General features: G+C 70.7%; 17 protein-coding genes. 1 reads left to right on the forward strand and 16 read right to left on the reverse strand.

Annotated features, from left to right (window positions below):
• Window positions 1–514: 514 nt before the first annotated feature.
• The 14 genes from ACFWGZ_RS18910 to ACFWGZ_RS18975 all read right to left on the reverse strand — a co-directional run bounded on the left by ACFWGZ_RS18910 (window position 515) and on the right by ACFWGZ_RS18975 (window position 10,663).
• On the reverse strand, window positions 515–2,041 hold the full coding sequence (locus ACFWGZ_RS18910; protein WP_382452824.1) for a YifB family Mg chelatase-like AAA ATPase: 1,527 nt from the start codon (window positions 2,039–2,041) through the stop codon (window positions 515–517).
• Window position 2,042: 1 nt separating this feature from the next.
• Window positions 2,043–2,414: a YraN family protein gene (locus tag ACFWGZ_RS18915; protein WP_382452825.1), complete on the reverse strand. Its 372-nt coding sequence runs from the start codon at window positions 2,412–2,414 to the stop codon at window positions 2,043–2,045.
• Between the two features lie 169 nt (window positions 2,415–2,583).
• Entirely contained in the window at window positions 2,584–2,907 is a 324-nt protein-coding gene (locus ACFWGZ_RS18920) for a DUF2469 domain-containing protein (protein ID WP_030479657.1), read from the reverse strand.
• On the reverse strand, window positions 2,907–3,701 hold the full coding sequence (locus ACFWGZ_RS18925; RefSeq protein ID WP_382452826.1) for a ribonuclease HII: 795 nt from the start codon (window positions 3,699–3,701) through the stop codon (window positions 2,907–2,909). Before ACFWGZ_RS18925 ends, ACFWGZ_RS18920 begins: the two co-directional genes overlap by 1 nt.
• Entirely contained in the window at window positions 3,698–4,561 is an 864-nt protein-coding gene (lepB, locus tag ACFWGZ_RS18930) for a signal peptidase I (RefSeq protein ID WP_382452827.1), read from the reverse strand. Before lepB (ACFWGZ_RS18930) ends, ACFWGZ_RS18925 begins: the two co-directional genes overlap by 4 nt.
• Before the next feature lie 4 nt (window positions 4,562–4,565).
• The gene (gene lepB, locus ACFWGZ_RS18935) at window positions 4,566–5,198 is read right to left on the reverse strand and encodes a signal peptidase I (RefSeq protein WP_382452828.1); all 633 of its coding nucleotides are present in this window, start codon (window positions 5,196–5,198) and stop codon (window positions 4,566–4,568) included.
• A gap of 111 nt (window positions 5,199–5,309) precedes the next feature.
• Window positions 5,310–5,669: a 50S ribosomal protein L19 gene (gene rplS, locus ACFWGZ_RS18940; RefSeq protein ID WP_090051001.1), complete on the reverse strand. Its 360-nt coding sequence runs from the start codon at window positions 5,667–5,669 to the stop codon at window positions 5,310–5,312.
• Between the two features lie 154 nt (window positions 5,670–5,823).
• A complete protein-coding gene (gene trmD, locus ACFWGZ_RS18945) occupies window positions 5,824–6,570 on the reverse strand; it encodes a tRNA (guanosine(37)-N1)-methyltransferase TrmD (protein WP_382452829.1) in 747 nt (248 codons plus the stop codon).
• The gene (gene rimM, locus ACFWGZ_RS18950; RefSeq protein WP_382452830.1) at window positions 6,560–7,075 is read right to left on the reverse strand and encodes a ribosome maturation factor RimM; all 516 of its coding nucleotides are present in this window, start codon (window positions 7,073–7,075) and stop codon (window positions 6,560–6,562) included. Before rimM ends, trmD begins: the two co-directional genes overlap by 11 nt.
• A gap of 17 nt (window positions 7,076–7,092) precedes the next feature.
• On the reverse strand, window positions 7,093–7,332 hold the full coding sequence (locus ACFWGZ_RS18955; RefSeq protein WP_030468017.1) for an RNA-binding protein: 240 nt from the start codon (window positions 7,330–7,332) through the stop codon (window positions 7,093–7,095).
• A complete protein-coding gene (gene rpsP, locus ACFWGZ_RS18960; RefSeq protein WP_382452831.1) occupies window positions 7,329–7,769 on the reverse strand; it encodes a 30S ribosomal protein S16 in 441 nt (146 codons plus the stop codon). Before rpsP ends, ACFWGZ_RS18955 begins: the two co-directional genes overlap by 4 nt.
• Before the next feature lie 125 nt (window positions 7,770–7,894).
• Window positions 7,895–8,626, reverse strand: coding sequence for a LamB/YcsF family protein (locus ACFWGZ_RS18965; protein ID WP_382452832.1), 732 nt, complete (start codon window positions 8,624–8,626; stop codon window positions 7,895–7,897).
• Window positions 8,626–9,402 (reverse strand): CPBP family intramembrane glutamic endopeptidase, encoded by a 777-nt coding sequence (locus tag ACFWGZ_RS18970; RefSeq protein ID WP_382452833.1) that lies wholly within the window; start codon window positions 9,400–9,402, stop codon window positions 8,626–8,628. The genes ACFWGZ_RS18965 and ACFWGZ_RS18970 overlap by 1 nt, the downstream gene beginning before the upstream one ends.
• A gap of 385 nt (window positions 9,403–9,787) precedes the next feature.
• Window positions 9,788–10,663, reverse strand: coding sequence for an RNA polymerase sigma-70 factor (locus ACFWGZ_RS18975; RefSeq protein WP_382452834.1), 876 nt, complete (start codon window positions 10,661–10,663; stop codon window positions 9,788–9,790).
• Window positions 10,664–10,776: 113 nt separating this feature from the next.
• On the opposite strand from ACFWGZ_RS18975, the gene ACFWGZ_RS18980 reads away from it, so the two are divergent.
• Window positions 10,777–11,250, forward strand: coding sequence for a carboxymuconolactone decarboxylase family protein (locus ACFWGZ_RS18980; RefSeq protein ID WP_382452835.1), 474 nt, complete (start codon window positions 10,777–10,779; stop codon window positions 11,248–11,250).
• Here ACFWGZ_RS18980 and ACFWGZ_RS18985 read toward each other — a convergent pair.
• The gene (locus tag ACFWGZ_RS18985) at window positions 11,247–12,302 is read right to left on the reverse strand and encodes an amidohydrolase family protein (RefSeq protein WP_382452853.1); all 1,056 of its coding nucleotides are present in this window, start codon (window positions 12,300–12,302) and stop codon (window positions 11,247–11,249) included. The genes ACFWGZ_RS18980 and ACFWGZ_RS18985 overlap by 4 nt on opposite strands.
• 2 nt (window positions 12,303–12,304) lie before the next feature.
• Window positions 12,305–13,858, reverse strand: coding sequence for a signal recognition particle protein (gene ffh / locus ACFWGZ_RS18990; RefSeq protein ID WP_382452836.1), 1,554 nt, complete (start codon window positions 13,856–13,858; stop codon window positions 12,305–12,307).
• Between the last annotated feature and the right edge of the window lie 5 nt (window positions 13,859–13,863).

Raw genomic sequence — 13,863 nt, forward strand, 5'->3', positions numbered from 1 at the left:
GGGGAGAGGCGGGCGGCCCGCTCGGGGCCGGATGCCGGCCTGTTCGCTCAAGCGGCATCCGGGGTTCGGGGAACGCGGCGGGGACACCGGGCGCGGAGTGGGAGTGGGGCTCCGCGCCCGGCGGCTTCGCTGCAGGGCGGTCTTGAGGCAGGGCCACCGGTAGCCCGGCGGTTTGCCGGCACCCTGGCTGGGCGGTGCTCTGGCTGGGCGGCACCGTGGTTGGGCGGCGCTCCGGATGGGCGGCACCGTGGCTAGGCGGCTCCCTAGCTGGGCGGGCACCCTGGCTCGGCGGTGCTCCGGATGGGCGGCGAGCCCGCTCGGCAGCCGTTCGGGCTCCGCAGCCGTTCCGGGTTCGGTGGTGGCCTCATGGGCGGTTGGGCGCAGAAGGGGTGGTGAGCGGGCGCTTGCGGGGTGCGAGCGCCCGCTTCTGGCCGGTGCGGAGTCGGGGCTCGGTGCTCCGTGCCGGCTGCTCGGGTTGGGCTCGGGGGATTCGGGGGTGCCGTGCGCCCTCTGGTCAGGGGAGGTGGGCGCGGCGTTCCCGGAAGCCCAGGGCCGCTGCCACGTGGTCGGCTGTCGGGCGGTCCGACTCGGCCAGGTCGGCCAAGGTCCAGGCCACTCGCAGGCAACGGTCTGCTCCTCTGCCCGTCAGGGCGCCGGTGGACAGGGCTCGGTCCAGGAGGGTCGTGGTGGGGCGCGGCAGGGCGAACTCGCGGCGCAGGGCCGGGCCCGGGACCTGGGCGTTGGTCGGCCAGGTGTGGCCGTGGGCCTGCCAGCGGGTGGCTGCTCTGGAGCGGGCCTTCAGGACTCGTTCGCGGACCACCGCCGTCGGTTCCGGTGGGGCCGCGTCCGCGTTCGACATGGCCGTGGTGGCTCTCATGTGGACGCGGAGGTCCACGCGGTCGAGCAGCGGGCCGGAGAGGCGGGACTGGTAGCGGCGGCGGACCGTGGCCGTGCAGGTGCAGTCGATCTCCTTCGGCGGGGCGCACGGGCACGGGTTGGTGGCCAGGATCAGCTGGAAGCGGGCCGGGTAGCGGGCTATGCCGTCGCGGCGCGGGATGCGGATCTCGCCCTCCTCCAGGGCCGTGCGGAGGGTGTCGATCGTCTTCTGGCCGAACTCGCAGGCCTCGTCCAGGAAGAGGACGCCGCGGTGGGCTCGGGAGGCGGCGCCCGGTTTGGCCATGCCGCTGCCGCCGCCGATCAAGGCCGCCATCGACGTCGTGTGGTGCACGTTGACGAACGGCGGGGTGGACACCAGCGGGTCGCCGGGCGACAGGACGCCCGCCACCGAGTGGACGGCGGTGACGGCCAGGGCGTCCTGGCGGGTCAGGGGTGGGAGCAGGCCCGGCAGGCGTTCGGCGAGCATCGTCTTGCCGGTGCCGGGCGGGCCTGTCAGGAGCAGGTGGTGGGCACCGGCGGCGGCCACCTCCAGGGCCCAGCGCGCCTCCGGCTGGCCCACCACGTCGGCCAGGTCGGCGGTCCGGGGCTCCGGCAGGTCCACTGCGGGCGGGGGTGGCGTGAGCGCCGCCGTCTCGCCTCGCAACCACGCCAGGACCTCGGCCAGGGTGTGGGCGCCGTGGATCTGCATGCCGTCGACCAGGGACGCCTCCGGCAGCGAGTCGACCGGGACCACCGCCGTCAGCAGGCCCGCGCGTCTCGCGGCCAGCAGGGACGGGAGGACGCCGCGCACCGGGCGGACCCGGCCGTCTAGCGCCAGCTCGCCCAGCAGGACCGTGGTGGTCAGGCGGTCGAGCGGGACCGAGCCCGCCGCGGCGAGGGTGGCGCAGGCGATCGCCAGGTCGTAGCCGCTGCCGCCCTTGGGCAGGTTGGCGGGCGACAGGCCCAGCACGATGCGCTGCTTCGGCCACTCCTCCTCGCTGTTGCGGACAGCGGCCTTCACGCGCTCCTTCGACTCGTGCAACGACGCGTCGGGGAGCCCGAGGAGGTGGGTGCGAGGCTGGCCCACGCCCACGTCGGCCTCGATCTCGACGGCCAGCCCGTCCACGCCGTGCAGAGCCACGGACCACGCCTGCGCCAGAGCCATCTCAGGCTCCCCGCAGGTGCTGCAGGCGGGCCTCGCCGTCCGGCGGCCAGGTGACCGAGATCAGGTCGACGCGGACGTCGCACCAGCCGACGCCGTGCGCGGCCAGCCACCGCAGCGCCGTGCGGCGCAGGCGGGAGAGCTTGTCCGCGTCCACGGCCTCGTCCGGGCGGCCCCAGACCGGCCCGGACCGCGTCTTGACCTCGCAGACGACCAGGCGGCCGTCCTCCACCGCGACGACGTCGAGCTCACCGTCGCGGCACGTCCAATTGCGCGACAGGACCGCGAGGCCCTGCCCCTCCAGGTACCTGCACGCCAGGTCCTCGCCCTGCCGGCCCAGCTCCTGCTGCCTGGTCCCGGCCGATGCCCGTGCCACCACCACTGCCTCGCCTCCCTGCGGGTCGTTGGGTACGACCTTGCAGGGCGGGACGGGGTGGGCGGTGGGGCCGAGGGCGATCTGTGGACAACTCGGCGGCTGTGGACAACTCAGCCGTTGTCGATCTTGGAACGGCGGAGTTGTCGGTGGGGTGTGCTAGTGCGCCGGATCAGCTCGGGAACGGCCCGCTCTCCGGCAAGCGGAGGTCCGGCTTGTCCAGCTCCTCCACGTTCACGTCCTTGAACGTGATGACGCGAACGTTCTTGACGAACCTCGCGGGGCGGTACATGTCCCACACCCACGCGTCCGACATGCGCACCTCGAAGTACACCTCGCCGTCGGCGTTGCGCACCTGCACGTCCACCGAGTTGGCCAGGTAGAAACGACGTTCGGTCTCCACGACGAACGAGAACTGGCTGACTATGTCGCGGTACTCCTTGTACAGCGACAACTCCATCTCGGTCTCGTACTTCTCGAGATCCTCTGCACTCATTACGCCTCCGCGCGGGTCATCATCTGCTCCGCGCCCTCCCTCGTCGCGAGCTCCCCGGCGTCAGCCGGGGTTGCCTCATTCTGGACCACGGCCGTCGCGGTCGTGGCGCGCGCCACCCTGTGCGGCGCGGCGAGACCGTGCTTGGCAGCCGCGGCTGCCACATTTACATATGACCACCGATGCTCCGCACACGGCCCGTGTTCCAGCAACGCGGCCGTGTGGTCCGGCGTGCAGTACCCCTTGTGCACGTTGAACCCGTACTCGGGGTGGCGCTCGTGCAGGTCGGCCATGATCCGGTCCCGCGTGACCTTGGCCAGCACCGACGCCGCCGCCACGCACGCCGCCGCCTGGTCGCCCTTGAGCACCGCGACGTTCGGCGCGGGCATCCCCGGCACCTTGAACCCGTCGGTCAGCACGTAGCCGGGGTGCGTCGACATCTGCGCCACCGCGCGCCGCATGCCCTCGATGTTCATGACGTGGATGCCCAGCCAGTCGATGTCGGCCGGCGGCACGACGATCACCGAGTGGTCGAGCGCGCGCTTGAGCACCAGGTCGTACATCCGGTCGCGCGCCGACGCCGTCATCAGCTTCGAGTCGTTCAGGCCCTCGAACCGCGAAGCATCACCCGGCCGGAGGACGCACGCCGCGATCACCAGCGGTCCCGCGCACGGGCCGCGGCCTGCCTCGTCGACGCCGGCGACAGGACCCAGTCCCCTGCGCTCCAGCGTGCTCTGCAACGCCCAGTTCCCCGACGAGCCCCGCACCACCGCGCGAGGGGGTAAGAGCATGGTCATCGGCGGAATCGGTCTCGCACTCGACGTCCGAGCAGCAGGAGCGGCCACGCCGCGACGATACCGAGGCCCATCGGGATGTTCTCCTGCCATCCCGGCGCGCCCATCGAGACGGCCTGCGGGTCGTGGTCGGACACCCCGCCCCACCTCGACGGCGGCAGCACGATCACGCGCGCCTTGCCGATCACGTCGTCCACCGGCACGAGCCCGTTGAGCCCGCCCTGGCCCTGGCAGCGCGAGTCGCAGGAGTGGTTGCGGTTGTCGCCGAGCACGAACAGCATGCCGTCCGGGATCTTGAGCTCCTCGAACGCCTCCTGCTCGGCCGGCACGCCCTCGTCGAAGTGCTTGTACGGCTCGTCCAGCGGCTTGCCGTCCACCGTCACGCGGTTCTGCTCGTCGCAGCACTTCACGGTCTGCCCGCCGACGGCGATCACGCGCTTGACGAAGTCCTCCTCGTTCGCCGACGGCAGCCCGATCAGCGATCCGAGCCACGACAGCGCCTCGGAGACCGGGTTGCCCGGCTCGTCGGAGACGAAGTCGTTCTGCCACGACGGCGGCCCGCGGAACACGACCACGTCGCCGGGCGCCGGTTCGGTGAAGCGGTAGGTGACCTTGTCGACGAGCACGCGGTCGCCGTAGCAGTCGGTGCACCCGTGCAGCGTCGTCTCCATCGACTCCGACGGGATCATGTAGACGCGGCCGAGGAAGACCTGGATGAGGATCGCGAGGCCGAATGCGACCACGATGAGGACGGGCAGCTCTTTCCAGAAGTTGCCCTTTTTCTTCTTCTTCGAAGATTTATCCGAAGGGTCCGAACCGGGCTCGTCGCTGGACGGCGTGTGCTCTGGATCGACGTCAACCACGAGTTCAGCCTAGGGGCTGCGGGTTGTGATCCGACACAACACTCCACCGATCTTTCGGGAACACGACGTACCGGGCCTTGCCGATGACGTTCTCCAGTGGAACGGTGCCCGCTACGCCCCCGCCGCCCTGTTTGCGCGAGTCGGTGGAGTTCATCCGGTTGTCCCCCATCACGAACAACCGGCCCTCCGGCACGCGCACCGGCGCGAACGGCTCGTGGTCCACCGCGGAGCTGCCGGGCTGCCAGTACACATAGGGCTCATCGAGCAGTTTGCCGTCCACGACGACACGGTGCTGCTCGTCGCAACACATCACCGTCTGTCCCGGAAGTGCGATGACGCGCTTGACGAAGTCGCGTTCGCTGGCGGGCGCGAGACCCAGCAACGAACCGACGTTCTGCACGACGCGAGCGACGGGGTTGGCCGGCTGCGGGACGCGGAAGTCGTTGTCGGTCCACGCCTCGGGGCCGCGGAAGACGACCACCTCACCCGGCTCGACGTCGCCGAACCGGTAGACGATCTTGTCGACCAGCACCCTGTCGTTCTCACAACCGGTGCAACCGTGCAGCGTGCGCTCCATCGACGCCGAGGGGATCACGTAGACCCGCGCCACGAACGCCTGGATCAGCACCGTCAGCACGAGGGCCGTCAGCGCGACGTAGAGAATCTCTCTCCAGACAGGAGTACGCCCCCGCTCCGGTTCATCCGGTGCGGAGGCGTCCTCGAAGTCTGCTGGGCTCGAAGCCACCGGTCAGGAGACCGGACGGGCCTCGCGCTTCTCCTTGATCTTGGCGGCCTTGCCGCGCAGCTCGCGCAGGTAGTACAGCTTGGCGCGACGCACGTCACCGCGGGTGACGACCTCGATCTCGGAGATGTTCGGGGAGTGCACCGGGAAGGTGCGCTCGACGCCGACACCGAAGGAGACCTTGCGGACGGTGAAGGTCTCGCGGATGCCGCCGCCCTGGCGACGGATCACGACGCCCTGGAACACCTGGACGCGCTCGCGCGAGCCCTCGATGACGCGGACGTGAACCTTCAGCGTGTCACCGGCGCGGAAGGCCGGGACGTCGGAGCGCAGCGACTGGGCGTCAAGTGCGTCCAGGATGTTCATCGGTGGTCCTCACGTGTGTCTGTGAACTCCCCAGAGCATGTTCCATGGCTGTGCACGACATGATGGGGGTCGGCTTGGAGCGCATGCCGGTACGACGACCGGCTGCGGCAACTGTTCCAGTGTGCCAGACCGGGCACCCCGGAATGAAATCGACCTACTCGCCGCCTTCGCGCAGGCGCGCGAGCAGGGCGCGGTCGTGCTTGTCGAACGCGTCGTCCGGCACCGATTCCAGCAGGTCGGGGCGCCGTTCGAAGGTCCGGGCGAGCGACTGGTCACGCCGCCACCGGTTGATCAGCCGGTGGTTGCCCGACCGCAGCACGTCCGGCACGGCGAGCTCGCGCCACACCTCCGGCCGCGTGTAGCTCGGGCCCTCCAGCAGACCGTCCTGGAACGAGTCCTCGGCGTGCGACTTCGGGTTGCCGAGCACGCCGGGCAGCAGTCGCGCGACCGCTTCCACGATGGCGAGCACGGCCACTTCGCCGCCCACGAGCACGTAGTCGCCGATGGACACCTCGTCGACGCGCACGCGCCGTGCGGCGTCATCGACCACACGCTGGTCGATGCCTTCGTAGCGGCCGCACGCGAACACGAGGTGCGACTCGCTCGCGTACTCGTGCGCGAGCGCTTGCGTGAACGGACGGCCGGCCGGCGTCGGCACGATGAGGCGCGTGGAGTCCGTGCACACGTCGTCGAGCGCGGGACCCCAGATGTCGGCCTTCATGACCATGCCGGGACCGCCGCCGTACGGGCTGTCGTCGACGGCCTTGTGCACGTCCTGGGTCCAGTCGCGCAGGTCGTGCACGCCGACGCTGATCAGTCCCCTGTCGATCGCCTTGCCGAGCAGCGCGGCGCGCAGCGGCGCCAGGTACTCGGGGAAGATCGTGACGACGTCAATCTGCATCGAGCAGGCCCTCGGGCGGGTCGAGCACGACGCGGCCGCCGCGCACGTCCACAGTGGGCACGATCTCGCGCACGAACGGCACGAGCACCTCGCGCCCGTCGATCACCACGACCAGCAGCTCACCGCCGGGACCGTGGACGATCTCCTTGACCTTGCCGAGCTCCGTGCCGTCGACGAGTTCCGCGGCGAGCCCTTCGAGCTCGTGGTCGTAGAACTCGTCGGGGTCGTCGGTCGGCGGCAGGTCGTCGGTGCTGCCCAGCAGCAACGTGCCGCGCAACGCCTCGGCGACGTCGCGCGTGACGACTTCCTCGAAACGCACGAGCAGCCGCCCGGCATGAGGCCGGGCGGCTGACACGGTGAGGCTTCGGGACGTGCCGTCACGCAGCTTCGCCTGGAGCGTGGCTCCGAGCTTGAACCGCAGTTCGGGTGAATCGGTGCGCACGTCGACGGCGAGTTCGCCGGTGATCCCGTGCGCCTTGGCCACACGGCCGACAACGACGTCCATTTGCCCTTGAAGTTCGTTCAGCGGTCGGTGTCGACGACGTCGACCCGCACACCACGACCGCCGATGCCGGCCATCACGGTGCGCAGAGCCGTCGCGGTGCGACCGCCACGGCCGATCACCTTGCCGAGGTCGTCCGGGTGGACGTGGACCTCGAGGGTGCGGCCGCGGCGGGTCGTGACGAGGTTCACCCGGACGTCGTCCGGGTGGTCGACGATGCCGCGAACGAGGTGTTCGAGGGCGTCAGCCAACAAACTCACGCCTCGTCCTTGGTCGCCTCGGCGTCAGCCTTGGGGGCGTCGTCCTTCTTGGCGGCCTTCTTCTTCGGCGTGGTGGCCTCGGTCATCGGCTCCTCGTTCGCGGCGGCGAGCGCGGCGGCGAACAGGTCGGCCTTGGAGGTCTTCGGCTCCTTGACGCGCAGGGTGCCCTCGGCGCCCGGCAGGCCCTTGAACTTCTGCCAGTCACCGGTGATCTCCAGCAGGCGCTGGACGGACTCGGTCGGCTGCGCGCCGACACCCAGCCAGTACTGCGCGCGCTCGGAGTCGACCGCGATGAACGACGGCTCTTCCTTGGGGTGGTACTTGCCGATCGTCTCGATGGCCTTGCCGTCGCGACGGGTGCGCGCGTCGGCGACCACGATGCGGTAGTACGGCTGGCGGATCTTGCCGAGACGCTGAAGCTTGATCTTGACGGCCATTGGCCTGGTACTCCTCGAGAGCTCTGTGTCGGTGGTTCGCACGGCCGTGGCCCGGGCAGAGGGGCCGACCACGACGGACAGCGGGCAATTGTGCCAGATGGGGGCCGGTGGATCCGAATCGGGTCCTACGCGAACGGCGCGACGGCGCCCAGCGCTTCTTTCACGGCACGCGCGTGTTCGACGGCACCGGGCGTGTCGCCGTGCACGCACAACGACTCGGCGTTGGTCTTGAGGACCGTGCCGTCGACCGCGACCAGTTCGCCGTCCAGGAGCCGCTTCGCCCGTTCGACGACCTGAGCGGTGTCGGTGAGCAGCGCGTTCGGCTGGCTGCGCGGAACGAGGGTCCCCTCGGGCGTGTAGCCGCGGTCGGCGAACGCCTCCTGCACGGGCCGAAGACCTGCCTTCTCCGCCTTGGCGAGCAGCTGCGAGCCCGGCAGGCCGAGGATCGGCAGGTCCTTGAACGCCTTGGCGCCGTTGACGACCGCTTCGGCCTGCTTCTCGTGGTGGACCGTCGCGTTGTAGAGCGCGCCGTGCGGTTTCACGTAGACGACCTCGGTGCCCGCCGCTCGCGCACACGCGTCGAGGGCGCCGATCTGGTAGAGCACCTCGTCGGCCAGCTCGGCCGGGTCAGCGTCGACGAAGCGGCGGCCGAACCCGGCGAGGTCGCGGTAGGAGACCTGGGCGCCGATCCTGACGCCGTTGCGCGCGGCCTCCTCACAGACCCTGCGCATGGTGGACGGGTCGCCGGCGTGGAAGCCGCACGCGACGTTCGCGCTGGTGATCACGCCCAGCAGCGCGGTGTCGTCGCCGAGCTGCCAGATGCCGAAGCCCTCGCCGAGGTCGCTGTTCAGGTCCATCACATGACCCCTACGGAGACGAGCAGGAGGGTGAGTCCCGGCAGGAAGTTGTTCATCACGTGCGCCACGATGCTCGCCCCGAGCCGGCGGGTGATCAGCCGGGCGATGCCGATCGGGATGGCGATCACGAGCAGCAGCGACGTGCGCAGCGGTTCGAAGTGGCCGATCGCGAAGATCACGGTCGTGAGCCCGAACGCGGCCCAGCGGCTCCAGCCCTGGCGTTCGACGGCTCCCCACAGCAGGCCGCGGTAGATGATCTCCTCGCACACCGGCCCGATGAGGCTCACGTAGAGGAACATCGTGATCGCGGCGGCGAGCGGGAGGTTCGCGCCGCTGAGCAGGTCGCCGACGGCGCTGGTGGCGTTCTGCTCGCCGACGACCTTCGCCCAGAGCGTGGCGGCGGAGTAGGTGAGGACGAGGCCGAGGATGCCGAGCTTGAGCCCGGTCGCCACGTCCTCCTTGGTCATGCTGAACCGGAGGTCGATCCGGGGACCGTTGCCGCGCACGAAGGTGATCACGATCGCGGTGCCGGCGGCCAGGACCGTCGGCACGATCGATCCGATGATCACCAGCGGCACCGAGTCGTACAGGCTCACGCCGAACTGCCGGGCCGCGGCCGTGATGAACACGGCGCTCAGGATGAAGACGGCCTCCACCAGCAGGAACGCGCCGAAACCCCAGCGCTGGCCGACCCGTTCGGGCTCCGGGTTGCGGCTGATGTCCCGCACGCCTTCGAGGAAGCCCCGCTTGGGCTCCAGGGACTCCGGCTCACTCACGCTCTGCAATCTAGTCACGCCTCGGCAACCTGCCGGTGAAGTGCTGGCCGCGACACCCTCATGATCAGCTCACCTCGCGATCGACGGCTGGGGAAGCACCGGTGCGCTGTCGGTGCCTCGCGATACGCTTGGAGTGGGGACCACGATCCCCCTTGGGGGACGCTGCCGCCCCCGAATCCGAGGTTACTGTGCGGCACCGACGGTTCCGGGCCAAGCACCTGGCCAAAAGATGGTCAGATCGGGTCGCCGCAGGATGTCCCGCCTCCCCTGGACGGATCGACCTACTTCCGGGGCCGCAAACCTCCGTGACCGGGCCGGGTGACGCCGCGTGAGGTCTTCGGCGCCGGGGTGTCCGGTGCGGCCGGACGGGAACGCCGGTGGCCCGTCAGCGGCGCAGCGTCGTCTCCTGGTCCATGTGGGACAGCTTCTCCGGGTTGCGCACCGCGTAGAGACCGCTGATCACCCCGGCCTCCACCCGCACCGCGACCACCGTGTCGAGCACACCGCCGAACTTCAGCACCAGCGCCGGGCAGCCGTTGACCTGGGCGGGTTCCATCGTCCAGTCGTCCACCCTGGTCAGGCCGCCGAGCAGCATGCGCGCCACCTTCGAGGCGCCCACCACCGGGCGCGCCACGGCCTGCTTCACGCCGCCACCGTCGCCGAGGAACACGACGTCGGGGGCCAGCAGGTCCAGCAGCGCCTGGAGGTCGCCGGTCTCGGTGGCGCGCTGGAACGCGGCGAGGACGGAGCGGGACTCGGCCTGCGTCACCACCTCGCGCGGGCGGCGGGCGGCCACGTGCGAGCGGGCGCGGTGCGCGATCTGGCGGACGGCCGCGGGGTTCTTGTCCACGGCGGCGGCGATCTCGTCGTAGTCCAGGCCGAACACCTCGCGCAGGACGAAGACGGCCCGTTCGGTCGGGGTCAGGGTCTCCAGGACCAGCATCACCGCCATCGACACGCTGTCGGCCAGTTCCACGTCGTCGGCGACGTCCGGGGCGGTCAGCAGCGGCTCGGGGAGCCACGAGCCCACGTACGACTCCTTGCGGCGGCCCAGGGTGCGCAGGCGGCCGAGGGCCTGGCGGGTCACGATCCGGACCAGGTAGGCGCGGTGGTTCTCGACCGTGCCGTGGTCGACGCCCGCCCAGCGCAGCCACGTCTCCTGCAGCACGTCCTCGGTGTCGGCGGCGGAGCCGAGCATCTCGTAGGCGATCGTGAAGAGCAGGTTGCGGTGGCTGACGAACGAGTCGGTCGCGGCGTCCATGCACACAAGACACCAGCCCGCGCTCGTTCGTGACAGTGGCCCGGATCACAGTCACACGCGGCGGTGGTCCGGCATCTCGTGGTCGTCCGGCAAGACCACCGAGGGAGGACCCCGTGGAACAGCGCATCGACCTCTTCGCCACCGAGACCGGCGCCAAGCTCGCCAAGCGGTTCGCCGGCCTCAGCGCCGTGCTGCACCAGTCGCCGCTGCCGAAGACCGTGATCGAACTGGTCAGCCTGCGGGCGAGCCAGCTCAACGGCTGCGGCTTCTGCCTCGACATGCACGTCAAGGAGGCCGTCGCGAACGGCGAGGACCCGCTGCGGCTGCACCTCGTCGCCGGGTGGCGCGAGACGACGGTGTTCACCGACGCCGAACGGGCCGCGCTCGCCCTCACCGAGGAGGGCACGCACCTGACGCCCACCGGGGCGAGCGACGAAACCTGGGCCGCCGTGCGCGAGCACTACGACGACGAGCAGGTGGCCGCGCTGGTGTGCCTGGTCGGGCTCATCAACGCGGCCAACCGGATGGGCGTGATCACGCGCCGGAAGGGCGGGTCGTACGAGGTCGGCGCCCTGGCGAAGGTCTAGTGGATCCGGCCCCTGAGCATGATCATTCTCGGCGACCGCAGGACCTCGAGGTCCTCCCGGGGGTCGGCGTCGTAGACCACGATGTCCGCGGCCGCGCCCTCGGTCAGCGAGGGGAAGCCGAGCCACGAGCGGGCGTTCCACGACGCGGCGCCGATGGCGTCCGAGGCGCTCATGCCCACGCGGTGCAGCGCGACGATCTCGTCGACGATGCGGCCGTGCGCGATGCCACCGCCCGCGTCGGTGCCCGCGTAGACCGGCACGCCCGCCTCGATCGCGGAGGACACCGCCGTCGAGACGCGGGCGTGCAGGTCGCGCATGTGGTTCGCGTACACCGGGTACCTGCCGGCCTTCTCGGCGATGCCCGGGAACGTCTCGATGTTGATCAGCGTCGGCACCAGCGCGGTGCCGTGCTGGGCCATCAGCGCGATCGTGTCGTCGGTGAGGCCCGTGCCGTGCTCGATGCAGTCGATGCCCGCGCCGATGAGGCCGGGCAGCGCGTCCTCGCCGAAGACGTGTGCCGTCACGCGGGCACCGGCGTCGTGGGCGACCTCGACCGCCTGCACCAGCTCGTCGTCCGTCCATAGTGGAGCCAGGTCGCCGACGCCGCGGTCGATCCAGTCGCCGACCAGCTTCACCCAGCCGTCGCCGTGGGCGACCTGCTCGGCCACGGCGGTGGCCAGGTCGGACTCGATCTCCACGCCGATGTGCGGGAGGTAGCGCTTGGGCTTCGCGATGTGCCGGCCCGCGCGGATGATCCGCGGCAGGTCCAGGCGCTCCTGCAACGGCGTGGTGTCGATCGGCGAGCCGCAGTCGCGGATCAGCAACGTGCCCGCGGCGCGGTCGGTGAGCGCCTGCTCGACGGCCTCCGGCAGCTCCACGCCGCCCTGCGGGCCCAGGCCGACGTGGCAGTGCGCGTCGACCAGGCCCGGGACGAGGAACCCGCCGTCGACCACGGTCTGCGCGCCCGGCACCGGCTGGGTGCGCACGCGGCCGTTCACGACCCACAGGTCTCGCGGCTCGCCGTCCGGGAGGACGACGCCGCGCAGGTGCATGGTCACTTCTTCTTGTCGTCCCCGTCGAACTTGAACTTCGACGGGTCGAAGCCGGGCGGGAGCTCGTTCATGCCGCCGCCGAGCTTCGACAGGTCGGGCATCCCGCCGCCGGGCATGCCGGGAAAGCCACCGGGCAGGCCGCCCGGCATCATCCCGGGGAAGCCGCCCTTGACCTTCGGCGGCGTCGGGCCGCGTCCGCCCTTGCCCTTCTTCCCCTTCTTGCCCTTGCGGGTCTTGCTGGGGCCGTAGCCGCCCATGCGCCCGGCCATCGACGCCATCATCTTGCGGGCCTCGAAGAAGCGGTTGACCAGGTCGTTGACGTCGCTGACCTTCACGCCCGAGCCGTTCGCGATGCGCAGCCGGCGGGACGCGTTGATCATCTTCGGGTCGTCGCGCTCGGCCGGGGTCATGCCGCGGATGATCGCCTGGATGCGGTCGAGGTGCTTCTCGTCCAGCATCGCCAGCTGGTCCTTCATCTGACCGGCGCCGGGCAGCATGCCGAGCAGGTTCGCGATGGGGCCCATCTTGCGGATGGCGAGCATCTGCTCCAGGAAGTCCTCGAGCGTGAGCTGGCCGGTGTGCAGCTTCGCGGCGGCCTTCTCGGCCTGCTCCTGGTCGAAGTGCTGCTCGGCCTGCTCGATCAGTGTGAGGACGTCGCCCATGCCGAGGATGCGCGAGGCCATCCGGTCGGGGTGGAAGACGTCGAAGTCCTCGAGCTTCTCGCCGTTGGAGGCGAAGAGGATCGGCTGGCCGGTGATCTCGCGGACCGACAGCGCGGCACCACCGCGGGCGTCGCCGTCGAGCTTCGTGAGCACCACGCCGGTGAAGCCGACGCCGTCGCGGAACGCCGTGGCCGTGTTGACCGCGTCCTGACCGACCATGGCGTCGACGACGAACAGGACCTCGTCCGGGTCGACCGCGGCCCGGATGTCGATGGCCTGCTGCATCATCTCCTCGTCGACGCCCAGCCGGCCGGCGGTGTCGACGAGGACGATGTCGTGCTGCTTCGCCTTCGCCTCGGCGATGCCGCGGCGCGAGACGTCGACGGGGTCGCCCACGCCGTTGCCGGGCTCGGGGGCGAACACGGGCACGCCCGCGCGCTCACCGACGACCTGCAGCTGCGTGACGGCGTTCGGGCGCTGCAGGTCGCAGGCGACGAGCAGCGGCGTGTGCCCCTGGCCCTTCAGCCACTTCGCGAGCTTGCCCGCGAGCGTCGTCTTGCCGGCACCCTGCAGGCCCGCCAGCATGATCACCGACGGCGGGTTCTTCGCGAGGTTCAGCCGCCGCGTCTCGCCGCCGAGGACGTTGACGAGCTCCTCGTTGACGATCTTCACGACCTGCTGGGCGGGGTTCAGCGCCTGGTGGACCTCCGCACCCTTGGCGCGTTCCTTCACCTTGGCGATGAAGCCGCGCACAACGGGCAGCGCGACGTCGGCCTCGAGCAGCGCGACCCGGATCTCGCGCGCGGTGGCGTCGATGTCGGCGTCGCTGAGCTTGCCCTTGCCGCGAAGGCCCTGGAGGACCGTGGTCAGCCGGTCGGAAAGCGTGGAGAACACGCCCT

Origin of the sequence: Lentzea sp. NPDC060358 (assembly GCF_042725365.1) — a bacterium.
Classification (GTDB): domain Bacteria; phylum Actinomycetota; class Actinomycetes; order Mycobacteriales; family Pseudonocardiaceae; genus Lentzea.

What these genes read in the sequence shown, in the direction of transcription:
- ACFWGZ_RS18985 (WP_382452853.1), bottom strand. Translation starts at nt 12,302, where the DNA reads ATGCACCTGCGCGGCGTCGTCCTCCCGGACGGCGAGCCGCGAGACCTG.
- ACFWGZ_RS18920 (WP_030479657.1), bottom strand. Translation starts at nt 2,907, where the DNA reads ATGAGTGCAGAGGATCTCGAGAAGTACGAGACCGAGATGGAGTTGTCG.
- rpsP (WP_382452831.1), bottom strand. Translation starts at nt 7,769, where the DNA reads ATGGCCGTCAAGATCAAGCTTCAGCGTCTCGGCAAGATCCGCCAGCCG.
- trmD (WP_382452829.1), bottom strand. Translation starts at nt 6,570, where the DNA reads ATGCAGATTGACGTCGTCACGATCTTCCCCGAGTACCTGGCGCCGCTG.
- ACFWGZ_RS18910 (WP_382452824.1), bottom strand. Translation starts at nt 2,041, where the DNA reads ATGGCTCTGGCGCAGGCGTGGTCCGTGGCTCTGCACGGCGTGGACGGG.
- ACFWGZ_RS18925 (WP_382452826.1), bottom strand. Translation starts at nt 3,701, where the DNA reads ATGACCATGCTCTTACCCCCTCGCGCGGTGGTGCGGGGCTCGTCGGGG.
- rplS (WP_090051001.1), bottom strand. Translation starts at nt 5,669, where the DNA reads ATGAACATCCTGGACGCACTTGACGCCCAGTCGCTGCGCTCCGACGTC.
- rimM (WP_382452830.1), bottom strand. Translation starts at nt 7,075, where the DNA reads ATGGACGTCGTTGTCGGCCGTGTGGCCAAGGCGCACGGGATCACCGGC.
- ACFWGZ_RS18975 (WP_382452834.1), bottom strand. Translation starts at nt 10,663, where the DNA reads ATGGACGCCGCGACCGACTCGTTCGTCAGCCACCGCAACCTGCTCTTC.
- ACFWGZ_RS18965 (WP_382452832.1), bottom strand. Translation starts at nt 8,626, where the DNA reads ATGGACCTGAACAGCGACCTCGGCGAGGGCTTCGGCATCTGGCAGCTC.